We start from the raw sequence: 12,464 nt of genomic DNA on the forward strand, positions 1-12,464 counted from the left end.
AGAATATGCCATCTTCTATACAACTGGCTGTCACTCCTCAACTTGATTTCAGCCGTATCACGCAGAACGCTAATACCCATAGCCAGTCTTCTGTGGCTGCGAATATTAGTCACATACAGAATGTGCCTGTTAAACCCTCAACAGAACCTGCATGCAATAATCCCAGCAGCAAGTGTTCTAATGTGCGTAGCGTTTGTGCCCAGTTACATACCCAAACGCAGTCGCAGTTGCAGGGTTCAAACTCCCCTGAGCCGCAGGCTCGTGCTGCGACCTTAAATGCTCCCGCTGATATTCCAACCGGCGAGATTTTTTACGGTCAGCATATGGAACAGGCTAAAGAAGCCTTTCTCTCCGAGCTACCGGCAGACAAAAAGGCTGAGGTCAAAGGAATATTAGACAATGCCATTGATGCAAAGGGGAAAGATAATGTCCTGAGATTTATGCAGTTATTTAGCGAAACCAAAAACTATTGCTGCGAAAATCAGCTTACAGGGGAGAGTAAAGACAAGGCGTTTTCTGATATCGCTAATTCTTTAGTCAAACTGCTGACACAGGATAAATTGCGTAATAATTCTGCGCTAGGCGATAATAGTACAAAAAAGAATCACGAAAAATTTGCTGAATTGCAGCAGAAGCTAATTAGTATGGGATCAGCGGAACCGAAAAAACTTGGTGAACAAATATTGGTTAATCAGGTGTGGCCGCTGGTGTCTGCTTATTTTAGCGATAATGCCGATCCTCACGAAATATTTCGTGAATCATTGTCATTGCTCGATGGGCAAAGGGATCAAAATATAGCGGACAGTGCCAAGTCGCGGTTTGAGAATCTTACTCAGGATTTCAAGCTGATTGCGGTGGTATTAAATCTTCTGCAATCGAGAATTAACGCTCCGCAGGGAGACACCATCGACGGCCCAAATCCGCCCGCGGCACCGAACAGAGAAACGCCTGCCGCTCCGGCAGCACCGGCCACGCCAACGCCAACAGCAAACGCGCCTGGAGTAACCTACAATACTTACAACTATTACTTTGGTGCTAGTTCCTCATCGCCAACTCAGCCGGCTAATCCAACGACTGTTACGGTAAATCCGACTATCAGCCCTTTATTTAATCCGGTATTTAGCCCATCTATTAATGGTTATCCGGCAGGTGACAGACCAGCATCGGCTCATGCGACGGAGACTAAACGCGTTAATGTTGCAGATAAAACTCTGGAAAACGATGGGCAGAAAGACATCGCGCAAAGAGAGGCAATGGGTAAGTCGGTCATTGGTGTTAGTAATGACAGCAAGCCAACGCCATTCACAACTTTTGTTGATGGTAATACGCCGGGAATGGATTCAACGGAAGTTCGTGAACCCATTAGCCCCGCGCCTTTGATGAATCATAAATCGATTCTGACCCGCGACAGGTCAGCGCAGGGGGATCATGTACCTGCGACTGAAACAGATACCCACGACGAATTGGTGGTCCAGAAAAAAGTTTCTCATCAGTCAGAGATAACTCGGTCAACCCGTGTAGTAACAGATAGCATTTCACAGCTTGATTCAGATGTGGTACTGCGTAGCAAGAATTCTAATCATGAAACGGGAGTCTCTACTCGTTCCGCGACTATTACAGCTAATCCGATTAAGGCTGAGATAAATGCGCCAGAGACGAACGCGCAGGTAAATAATAGGGTAGTGCCGCCACGGTTTAATGGTTCCGCTACGACGTGGGATTCAGTTACTCCGTATTTGCCGAAGCAAAATCATGTCAATCCGCCTAATACGCGTACTGTAGGGCCTGCTTTTATCGGAGGAATGGAATCGCCAAACCGAATTGATCAATTAAACCGGAGAAGTAGTGAAGCGGTTCGTAATAGCGGCCAGTTTTTGCCTAAGATGACTGCGGAGAAAACCTCCTCACCAGAACAAGAGAGTCATAATGTCAATCGTACCCGCGTGATAATGCCGCCAAATCGGCCATTGAATAATCCTACGGTGCAGACTCAGGTTGAAACAGCGTTAAATATTACTGAAACAGATTCTATTTCGACACCAAATGCAGCACATACTAATTTAAATGCAGTACCCGAAGAGCATCCAGAATCATTTACCGCCAAACGCCAACGCTTCGAAGATGAGAGTAAAGGGCGTGATGCGTCACGATTAAAACCTAAAAACCCTGCACCTGCGGCGGTTGATTCTGATCGAATAGTGATGAGTCCAGGTTCTTCCTCGGCATTATCTGGGTATCAGCCTCCTCGCAGCGCAAACAAATAAATTTAACTGAGCTAATTTCACCTTTCCTTATTGTAGATAAGGAAGGGTGAAATTAAAGGACAGATTAGATATGAAAGCGATTATTGATGAAGTTTTGGTGTCCTGCCTATTTTGTGAGCAGGTTGATATTTCACCAGATAAGCACATTGTTAACGATCTTTATGCTGACTCCGTTGCTTTGCTTGATATTACGATGGCTTTGGAAGAACGATTCGGATTTGATTTCAATAAACAGGATATCGAGCAGTTTGAAACCGTTGGCGACCTTTACGAAATTGTCATGAGAAATACGGTAACTCTTTAGTAGTATCTTAATGTTCAATGAAAATCATTATTTTCTTATCTCAAGGATAAATCAATGACTCACAAATCACTTTGAGTTAATGCATCAGCCATCATAGTTTTGTAAATATATGTATATATTTATCATCGGCAGTGAGTAAGATATTGCGCAGAATCTTTCTTTATCAAAAGGCCTTAGGTTACGACCTCAAAAAAATCAATTTAATCTAAATCATAATAATTATAATGATCGTTTTTTTAAAGTAATCACTTAGTGATCTGGTTAATTATATAAGCATGTAGATATCTTGTGAGTTTATATTTGCAGGCCGATTAGTCTATTTTTCAGCATGGCTGCGACTCGTTAGATATGTTGCATAATAAGAATGATTTACATTACACCTTGTAAAATTAATATTCCCTTTTGATTTTTTAAAGGGTGAACATAGGAAAGAGTAAACTATGAGGGCCGCAAAGTGATTCAGCATCGATTTGGTAATTACTCATTAAGCTATGATGGCGACCTTATGCATCTTAACGAACGTATTCTTATTCCACCGAAAGAATTGGCGCTCTTAAGATTGTTTCTTGATTCACGAGAGCAACTGCTCTCTAAAGATACGATTATTGAAAAAATCTGGCATGGTGTGCAGATTTCCGATGAGTCTTTAACCCGCTGTGTTTATGGCCTAAGGCGATTATTAGGTGGGAATAAAGATTATATTGTTACCGTATATGGACGAGGTTATCGCTTTGTTCCTCCTGCGAAGGAAAAAGAAGCTTCAACGCTGTTTTTCTCCCGCAGTAATAGCTTCTTTCAACGGCCGGATCGATTCATCTATCCATTACTAAATTAATGTTAACTTGACGGTTAACTATATGGTTTTATAATGATTTTTATTGAGCTTTACTTCGTGTTTTGAGAGGGCGTATTTTATATGGCTCTCTCGCTTTTTCATGCTAACTCTTCTACTTAGCCTGTTCCTTTCGGACTGTAAACCTGCATCAATCTCTCATCATTTTTTAATCAAGATCTCACTCTAAAAAATGTTTCTAATAGCGCCAGTAATTTGAATATTTCAATAAATTAATAACGCGCGCTTGGGGCTAGAACTCTCAATTATGGTTAATGAAACTGAACATGGCGGCACATCACCACGCATTGTTGTGCGTCTACTTAACAGTGTCTTGCGAGGGTGCGAGTTTGTTTTAGACTCGGGTACAACTTTATTTATCGTGTCTGAACGGGAGAATATTCACGCTCAAAATTCAGGAACGGTACTTCCAGAAAATATGATATTTGTTCCTATGGAACAAGGCGGTGTTAGCTTTGAAGCCGTGGTGGAGAATAATCAAAATGAAAAAACCACTCTAACACTACGAGAGTTAAAACCTGACGGTAACATAGAAAATACAGTTAATCTTAACGAAGTGATTCATATCGGTACTTTAGATCTCGCCGCGCGTTTTGAACATGATACGTGGAGCCAGGATATCCTCAACCATCCTGAAACGGGAATCAAAAATACGTCAAAGCCGATGGAGAAGAAAAAAGGTTGGTTTTGGACTGGGCTGATACTCCTGTTGCTCACGCTGTGCATAACGGTTTGGGGCTATACCTATTTTAATAGCCAGCAGCGCAAGATTTTAGAAATTTCGTCTCTGCTTGGATATAAAAAGAATCAGTATCAGTATCTTCAGGGAAGAGACAAGATAACTTATATTCTGGCCAATGATGAAAAATCAATGTATTGGGCACAACAAGCCTTGGTAAGAAATCCACCTTCATCTTCAGTTAAAGTGGTCAATATCCCGGCAGAGGAGTCGCGTATTAGCCTTTGGCTGAATGAACATTGGCCAGCGTTAAAATTTCATCGCATTTATCTCAGCAATCCCACAGAGCCGGTTGTTCTGTTGAGTTATGAAAGAGGGCGTCTGGACAATACTCAGAAAAACAGATTGTCTGAATTGCTGAAAAAAGAAATACCTTATGCTGATTCAATTGTTTTTAATCAGATGAAAGATTCGTTAGTGGCGAAAGAAGCTGAGCAAGGCTTGAGTAAAATGTCGATTGTTTTTAGTGAGAATAAGAACGTTGATAGCGTCACTTTTGTTATCCGGGGAGAAATGGATGACAGCGAATTACAAAGAATAAAGACCTTTGTCCAAAGTTATTATCAGCTTTGGGGGGGCCAGTATGTGCAATTTTCCATAGAGCTAAATAATGACTGGCTCAAGGGCAAATCCTTTAAATATGGTGATCAGGGGTATGTAAAGGTTTCTCCTTCTCACTGGTATTTTCCTAAACCTTTATCTTTAAATGAGAAATAAATATGGCTAATCCTCCAATTTATGCGACACCTCCATGGGAAGGTTTTCTTTCCGAGAAATCAGCCTCTTTTGATACTGGCGTAACCAGTTTGAACGAGGAACTTGAGAAAGCATTGGCCTCGTTGAAAGGGGATCCATCTGACCCGATGCTGTTAGCACAATATCAATCACGACTTTCCGAATATACGTTGTACCGAAATGCACAGTCCAACGTGGTTAAAGTCTATAAAGACGTTGGTTCGGCGATTATTACCAACTTCCGCTAGTTATTACGTATGAGTTATTACACAAAGGGTATGACTGCCCTTTGTCATTAATTAATTGAGATCACTATGTCCGAATCTATTACTGGAGTTATGTCCGTCACGGCGTTTTCTCATGATGCGGTGATGGCATCTGATGATGTTATGTCGCTAGATAGTCTGGTTATGCAGGCTCTGGCTAAAGGCGTGGTGACATCTGATGCTGAAAAAAGCCATGTGCTGAATAAAATACAGGACCCGCAAACAACGTCAGATCCGGCACAGCTATTCGAGTTGCAGCAAAGAACCGCTGAATATAATTTGAAAATGTCCTTATTCGCCACGCTGACCCGAAAAGCTATCGGGGCAGTTGAAACCGTTGTGCGTGCATAACAATGCTTAAATTTAAAATACTTGTTCCTCTGTTGTTGTTGTTATTGGTCGGCTGTAAAGAGCAGGAGCTGCTTAAAAAGCTCGATCAAACGCAGGCCAACGAAATTATCGCGTTATTACAGCGTAATAATATTGATGCCAGTAAGAAGGAAATTACCAAAGAAGGCTATGTGGTATCGGTCAATAAGATCGATTTCGCCGCGGCGGTTGATCTGATGAATACCTATGATTTACCCACCAGACCTCGAATAGAAATTGCCGAAATGTTCCCCAGCGATTCTTTGATTTCTTCTCCACGAGCGGAGAAGGCACGACTTTATTCGGGAATCGAGCAACGTCTCGAACAGTCGTTACAAACCTTGCAAGGGGTTGTTTCAGCGCGGGTTCATGTCAGCTACGATTTAAGCTCGAGTGAAGGCCAAAAGAATAGTATTCCGGTTCACCTTTCGGCGCTGGTGAAATACGATGCTGAAAATATTGATGCCACAGTGATGATCAGCGATGTGAAACGCTTCCTGAAGAATAGCTTTGATGACGTTGCCTATAACGATATTTCGGTGGTTCTTTCCAAAATACCGCAAATGCAACATCAGGCTCCTTTCACCGTGAAAAAAGGTTTAGGTGGGACGCTGTGGTTTATGATTGCCGCGGTAATTCTCTTTATTTTTTCCAGTATCGCTATGTACCTGTATCGGAAAAAACGCACTGAAATTCATCCAGCGGCGGAAAGTGAATGAGCTTGAAGAAGGGAATGGGTGTTAGCCAGCTTGACCGGATATTATTTGATCCTTTGTCCTGGATACATCCTGAGCGCGTTCGAATTCCCGACCAATTTAACCGCGGCCTATGCCGCAGCGTAATCAATCAAGTCTTGCTTGACGCGTTGAATATTTCGACACAATACGACCACAGGATATCTAATGGGCTAACGCGCCTTTTTATTGATAACTGGTTCATTCTTCCCAAGGTGGCTTTTTTAATGAGCTGCCAGCGTTATCGTGCCTGTCTGGCATATGGTGGAAAGCTGGAAATGCTTTCTGCTATGGCACGTCAGTTCGCCCAATTAGAATTAATAGAAACCAGTCGTTGCCCGTCAGATATCTCGCCGGATGTTCAGTGGCTGCGGGCTCAGGCAATAAATGAATTATTGTGCTTCAGTCAGGATTTACCTGACGCAATCAGGCAACGTATTCCATTACTCTTTCCTGGCGGTGGAGCAATCAGCCTTGAGCGGCAGATAAATCCGACTGCTGATGTATTGTTATTAAGGTTAGCTATCCAACATGCAAAACGATATAGAGACTAGCCATCCGCTAAATGCGCTAGAAGGTATCTTGTTAACTAAGTCGGCTATTTTACGACGCAAGATGGCTAAAAATATTCTGGTAGAGGCTCAGATTCGCGCCAGAAAAATAATTAAACAGGCGCAGGCAGACGCTGAAATTTTACATCATCAGGCTTATACCCAAGGTTATGAAAAAGGGATAGTGAGCGCGGCAGAAGCCGTAGTCGGTTATATGGAAGATTATCAGTCTCTCAGCCACCAATTATACCAAGAGTTACAGCTCGAGGTTAAAAACATGTTATCGGGGATATTACATCAAGACGAAGTTTTTCTTGCCCTGCTGGATAATTGGTTACATGAATTGCGTGTTGAAGATACGCCACAATCTCTGCATCTATTACTTCCTGCGACGATGAATCAAGGCTCGAAAGAATTGGCTGGATTGCTGGAGCGAATTTGGAAAGGGCCGGTGGTGATTGATTACCACGCCGATCGGCGTTTTGTCATGAAATATAAAGATCAGCTCGCTGAGTTTATTCCAGATGAGTTTATTGATAGCGAAATGCCCAAACTGTTAGGGACAAAATCACTACGGGAATCATGTGGGAAACTGTCTGAGAATGGCTTACAGCGGCTGAGAACTGTACTGACTCGACATTTGGATAACGCGCCACAGAATTTACCGGTAAACGAGGCGTAATTAACTAAGGATGAATGTGATGATCGGTGATATTAATAAGATTAGCGGTGGGAACCTTGCAGGGGATGTGGCTGATAACACAAAGGTAGAATCGCTGGATGTCATGATGAATCAAAAAACAGATATACCCATGACGCCTGAAGAGTTTGCTTTCAAAATGCTTTATAACGAGTGGATGCAGGAAACATTATTATCAGACGGACTTCGCCCTGAAGATAAGGTTGAATGGTGAAACCGATGATTTTTAAAAGAACAACATCACCGCTATATTTTCTCCCTTTGGGGCTAGTAATTGTTCTGAGTGGCTGTAGTTACCATAAACAAATAACCCCTTTGTTTAAATCGCAGGAATCCTTAACGCGAGCTGAAATAATAAAGCAGTTGCAGTGCAATGATGCTAAAGATAATACGGCTGACTCATTGTTACCGGTGGCGCTTTACCAGCAAATGAATCAATGTGCTGAACAGGGAAATTACCGCTCGGCTACGTTGTTATTTTCATTAGCGGGAACCTACACCTGGTACGACGCCAGTCGAATAGATACGGATTCGGCGCGCAATAAACATGCACAATTACTGGGAGAGGCTCTCGGACGATTAGCGCCAGAGCGAAGAGAATACCTGTGGCGCAATATTCAATCGGTGCTAGGAGATCGCCAACAGCTGGATACCGTTTGCCAAATGGTTCGCCTGATCGGCCCGCCAGCATACCAGCCGGATTATATGGCTGGAGGTGAGGGTAAGATGATGCCTGATTTTTCGGCGTTGCCACGTTGGGATGGAGCATTGCAGAATTATCTACATTGTCCGATAGATTAAATGGTCGGATTGATATTGGCCAGCCGCTTTTGTCTTTCCATTTTCAATCCCTTCATGCCAATGGCGTTTGTAAATTAGGGGTGGCCAATTTAATTTCCCATCGTTCACAAACGCCGGTTCCAAGCAGTGATTCAGGGCATAACGCGGATAAATGCAAATAATAGTGCCAGTAGGATAACGATTACCCCCGTGGCTACAGCAAGCCTTTCAGAAAATAGACGACGCATTAGGAATATCCTTAGGCAAAGTGATAACGTTCGGAGTGGTATTTGGATAGCGGCACGTTCAATTCATCCAACGCTTTTTCTATGGCATCCATCATGATATCTGGGCCGCAGATAAAGTATTCATGGTCTGCATATTCGGGCGGCAGATGACGTTTTAGCAGTTCACCGGTAATAAAACCACGTTCACCCGGCCAATCCGGCGGTGGCTGGGTAAGTACATGTACCACCTTCAGATCCAGTTTTAATTGCAACGACTCTAACTCTTCGCGAAAAGTAATGGATTCCCAGCTTTTACTGCCATAAAGCAGAATGACAGGGCGTTTATCCCCGCGATCGGCCAGCGTGCGAATCATGCTCATCATGGGGGTAATGCCTACGCCGCCCGCAATCAAGATATGCATATCGGCCGGATGACCCAAAGTAAAAGCGCCGTAAGGCCCATCAAGGTAAAGCCGTTGTCCGGGAGTGACCTCTGGAATTCTCTGAGTAAAGTCCCCAAGATTGCGAATTGACATCTCAACTCGCCCATCCTGAGCCTCGGCGCTCGACGAAAATGAAAATGGATGACCGGTAATCTTAAACGGGCTGCCCCAAAGCGTTAACCAGCCAAACTGACCCGGAGTAAAACGAAAGCCCTTATGCCCATCCGGATGCATCACCAAAGTCACGGTATCGCCGCGCTCCCGGCGCACTTCGCTCACTCTATAAGGTTTTCGTAGCATAAATAACGGCTTAACCAGGCGAATGTAGAGCAGCAAGGAAAACCAGAAAGCGATCAGCGCCACCCATAGCCCGCGTTTCCACGGGTCTTGCAAATAGAAACTCCAGCCAATCATATGCAGAATACCGGCGATCACCGCCAGTAATGCGAGAATAATGTGGGTTAGATGCCAAATTTCGTAGCGAATTTTTAACTGCACACGCCATAAAGCCGTCACAACCAATGCTATTAATGAATAAGTTGAAATAGCGGCGAAGCGGGCGCGCCAAGGTGCTTCGATAAAATTCAGCAGAGCCAGGAGTTCGGGGCGAATAACAAACAGAATTATCGGGTGAGCGATAACCAGCGCAACGGCAATCAGAGAAATGCGACGGTGGAAGTGATAAATTACGTCCTCCCCCCAAGGTTCAGTTACATAGCGAAAGCGAGCGGTCAGGCCGAATTGTAGCCCCATCATCGCCAAACCGGCATAGCCTAGAGCCACAGAAAACTCGGTCCAGAAATCTCGCGCAGGCGGCATGGTGCCAAGCAACATGGCAAATAGCGGAGCCAGAATAAAGAACAGATAGGTTAGAATCCAAAGCGTGCTGCGTATGGCATAAGGCATCTATTGTCCCTTTTTCTGGATCACGATATGACTAAGTATAATCGGACAATATAAGCCTCCATTTTTTTATTAATCTTGAAGCGTTCCCATGCATAACTCATTGTAAAAACTGAATTGTGCCCTGCGAGCTAAATTAGCTAAAGGGGAGGGGAAATACCGGCGGGCTATCACCCTTTTTGGCGTCAACGTTGTCAATTCAGTCGGTTTAATCAATTGGCTTAATTAATAGGAGAATAGCAACCGGAAAGTCATCTATGCGGTTATAGCGGCTCTTGTTGTGTTGTGCAGTGAATACCGCCACCGCCTGCTGCGATCCCGTCAATGTTAATCATCACGATATCTCTATTTGGATAAAGGTGTTTAAGCTGCGCTTTGGCCGCTGTATCAGTGATTTTGTCGCCAAACTCCGGTGCAATAACCGCATTATTACAGACATAGAAATTGATATAACCGGCGGCAAAATCGTGGTTTGCATATTCCCCTCGGCTATCAGAAGGATTTTCTAATACCACGACGTTGAGCTTACGGCCTTTGGCGTCCCGCGCATTGCGTAAAATAGCCAAATGCTTTTTAGTGACTTCGTGATCGAAAGACTGCGGATCGGGATCGTAACCAGCCACCACCGTTCCCGGCGTGGTGAAACGGGCATAGAAATCGGTATGACCATCGGTAATATCTTTACCTTTGATACCGGGCAACCAGATGATTTTTTCTAAACCTAACAGGCGCTTGAGTTCGGTTTCACAATCTGCTTTGCTCAGACTTGGGTTACGATTTTGGTTCAGCACGCAGCTTTCGGTGATAATGGCGGTGCCTTCGCCGTCAACCTCAATTCCTCCTCCCTCAAGAACCAGGTTTGTGGTCATCCGTTCTACGCCCGCCTGTTCAGTGACAAAACTGGCTACGTGCGCATCCTGTCGATGCAGTTGCTTATTTCCCCAGCCGTTAAAGTTAAAATCAATACCGGCTTTTTTACCCTGAGCGTTATGGACAAACACCGGGCCGGTATCGCGTAGCCACAGGTCATCTAATGGGCAAATCAGCAGTTCTAACGCCGACCCGATTAATTGATAGGCGATTTGGTAATCATCCTCTCTGACGAGCATGGTGACCGGCTCATAGTCGGCGATAGCTAACGCAATGGTGGCAAGATTACGCTGCACTTCCGGTAATAAACGACCGCCCCAGATAGCTTTGCTGGCACCAAATGCCATCCAGGTGCGACGATGGGGCGCGCTTTCGTCGGGCATCATCCAGCGCTGTTTATCATCCTGATCAATCATAGAGAACACCTTATTTGATTGTAATAATAAGCCGCCCGCCATCAGCGTGGCGGCCTGAATAAATCGTCTACGGGTTGCCATATTTTCGTCCTTCGGGTTTATGTTTACTGTAGATAAGTATCGCTGGTGCGGTAGCTTATCTCGCGCTGGCACCGTTCATTTCCTGCATAGCGGATGAGTGGCTTTATTATCTGCCTTCTGTTTCTTGATAAAAATTGATGTTTATTGCATTAATACCCCAATAAAATTAATGTGTGAGTGAAAAGTGAACCGTATTCCCTCTCTCAAACTATTAATGGGGTTCGAAGCCGCAGCGCGATTAGGCAGTTTTGCGCGAGCCGCCGATGAGCTTTGCCTATCGCAATCCGCCATTAGTCATCAGATTTCGCAGATAGAAGCTCAGACCGGGCAGCCGCTGTTTCGACGGGTTGGCCGAGGTGTAGAATTAACCGTAGCGGGAGAAGTGTTACAGCGAACGGTACTGCGCACGCTGGAAACTTTGCGTAGCGGAATGAGCCGGATTGCGACTTATCTTGATCCTGGGCTGGTGGCGATGGTTTGTCCCTCGCCGATATTACAGGGTTGGTTACAGCCGCGTTTAGATGCGCTACAACAGCAGATTCCCGATCTTTGTCCGCTGTTATCCTCCGATGAAACCGCCCGTTTTATTGACGAAATTGATGTGGATATTGCCATTGGGAGTCGACCTCTCGATCAGGAAGGATTGCTACAGCTTCCTTTTTTGCAGGATGAGTGGGTGATGGTGGCGAGCGCTGCCGTAGCGGAAAAATTGATTCTTCACCCGGCGAATCACCACAGTGACATCACCAGCCTGATTTGTCTGGAGGAGCATCTCACCGGTGAGAAAACCGGCGCGCTGCTGGCGACCTTGTTACAGCGCTTCCGGCTGTCCGCCATTTATGATGATCAATCTGGCGTGATGGATGCAGTGCGGCGGGGAAGGGGAATGGCGTTGCTGTCCCGTTTGGCGGCAGATAGCGGATTACAGGATGGAACGCTGGCTGTGGTTGACGACTATGCGCCGTTGCCGGGGCAAACGTTCTGGATTTCCCGCGTGGCAGGAGAGGCGCGATCGCCTCAAGTCATGGCGGCATTCGCTTGGCTACAGCAGCAAAATAATATATCTGAGTCATTCCAAAAACATATTTGATTGACTACAGATAACCCGCTTTAATTTGCTGAATGGGGTTTTAAAATCAATCGGTAGCGATTAAGTGCGAGTTAGGATGAAATGTAACAAATAAGTTAATTAACTCCATGATTGCAGGCGTTAATTTTATTTAGTACAT

Annotated in this window: 14 protein-coding genes; 12 read left to right on the forward strand and 2 right to left on the reverse strand. The window is 44.7% G+C overall.

The window, feature by feature from the left end:
• Positions 1–5: 5 nt before the first annotated feature.
• From PL78_RS18210 to PL78_RS18260, 11 genes are all read left to right on the forward strand, one after another.
• On the forward strand, positions 6–2,264 hold the full coding sequence (locus tag PL78_RS18210) for a hypothetical protein (protein ID WP_064517811.1): 2,259 nt from the start codon (positions 6–8) through the stop codon (positions 2,262–2,264).
• 70 nt (positions 2,265–2,334) lie between these two features.
• Positions 2,335–2,568: a phosphopantetheine-binding protein gene (locus PL78_RS18215; protein ID WP_084414358.1), complete on the forward strand. Its 234-nt coding sequence runs from the start codon at positions 2,335–2,337 to the stop codon at positions 2,566–2,568.
• Between the two features lie 454 nt (positions 2,569–3,022).
• Positions 3,023–3,403, forward strand: coding sequence for a winged helix-turn-helix domain-containing protein (locus tag PL78_RS18220; protein WP_128821904.1), 381 nt, complete (start codon positions 3,023–3,025; stop codon positions 3,401–3,403).
• A gap of 265 nt (positions 3,404–3,668) precedes the next feature.
• Entirely contained in the window at positions 3,669–4,877 is a 1,209-nt protein-coding gene (locus PL78_RS18225; RefSeq protein WP_071925616.1) for a PrgH/EprH family type III secretion apparatus protein, read from the forward strand.
• A 2-nt stretch (positions 4,878–4,879) separates the two neighbouring features.
• Entirely contained in the window at positions 4,880–5,143 is a 264-nt protein-coding gene (locus tag PL78_RS18230) for a type III secretion system needle complex protein (RefSeq protein ID WP_064517818.1), read from the forward strand.
• A gap of 66 nt (positions 5,144–5,209) precedes the next feature.
• Positions 5,210–5,512, forward strand: coding sequence for a type III secretion system inner rod subunit SctI (gene sctI / locus PL78_RS18235; RefSeq protein WP_064517821.1), 303 nt, complete (start codon positions 5,210–5,212; stop codon positions 5,510–5,512).
• A 2-nt stretch (positions 5,513–5,514) separates the two neighbouring features.
• A complete protein-coding gene (locus PL78_RS18240) occupies positions 5,515–6,249 on the forward strand; it encodes an EscJ/YscJ/HrcJ family type III secretion inner membrane ring protein (protein WP_064517823.1) in 735 nt (244 codons plus the stop codon).
• Entirely contained in the window at positions 6,246–6,818 is a 573-nt protein-coding gene (locus PL78_RS18245) for a type III secretion apparatus protein OrgA/MxiK (RefSeq protein WP_064517825.1), read from the forward strand. The genes PL78_RS18240 and PL78_RS18245 overlap by 4 nt, the downstream gene beginning before the upstream one ends.
• Positions 6,796–7,497 carry a hypothetical protein gene (locus PL78_RS18250; RefSeq protein ID WP_064517828.1) on the forward strand — a complete coding sequence of 234 codons (702 nt, stop codon included), beginning with the start codon at positions 6,796–6,798 and terminating at the stop codon, positions 7,495–7,497. The genes PL78_RS18245 and PL78_RS18250 overlap by 23 nt, the downstream gene beginning before the upstream one ends.
• Before the next feature lie 19 nt (positions 7,498–7,516).
• Positions 7,517–7,729, forward strand: coding sequence for a hypothetical protein (locus PL78_RS18255; protein WP_064517830.1), 213 nt, complete (start codon positions 7,517–7,519; stop codon positions 7,727–7,729).
• Between the two features lie 5 nt (positions 7,730–7,734).
• Positions 7,735–8,316 (forward strand): hypothetical protein, encoded by a 582-nt coding sequence (locus PL78_RS18260; RefSeq protein WP_128821903.1) that lies wholly within the window; start codon positions 7,735–7,737, stop codon positions 8,314–8,316.
• A gap of 238 nt (positions 8,317–8,554) precedes the next feature.
• Here PL78_RS18260 and PL78_RS18265 read toward each other — a convergent pair whose 3' ends face one another.
• A complete protein-coding gene (locus PL78_RS18265) occupies positions 8,555–9,871 on the reverse strand; it encodes a ferredoxin reductase family protein (RefSeq protein ID WP_064517832.1) in 1,317 nt (438 codons plus the stop codon).
• 260 nt (positions 9,872–10,131) lie between these two features.
• Positions 10,132–11,235 (reverse strand): agmatine deiminase family protein, encoded by a 1,104-nt coding sequence (locus tag PL78_RS18270; protein ID WP_064517833.1) that lies wholly within the window; start codon positions 11,233–11,235, stop codon positions 10,132–10,134.
• A 184-nt stretch (positions 11,236–11,419) separates the two neighbouring features.
• Here PL78_RS18270 and PL78_RS18275 point away from each other — a divergent pair, with 184 nt between their 5' ends.
• Complete coding sequence (locus tag PL78_RS18275) at positions 11,420–12,325, forward strand: LysR family transcriptional regulator (RefSeq protein WP_064517835.1); 906 nt, start codon at positions 11,420–11,422, stop codon at positions 12,323–12,325.
• Positions 12,326–12,464 lie beyond the last annotated feature (139 nt).

Origin of the sequence: Yersinia entomophaga (assembly GCF_001656035.1) — a bacterium.
GTDB classification, from domain to species: domain Bacteria; phylum Pseudomonadota; class Gammaproteobacteria; order Enterobacterales; family Enterobacteriaceae; genus Yersinia; species Yersinia entomophaga.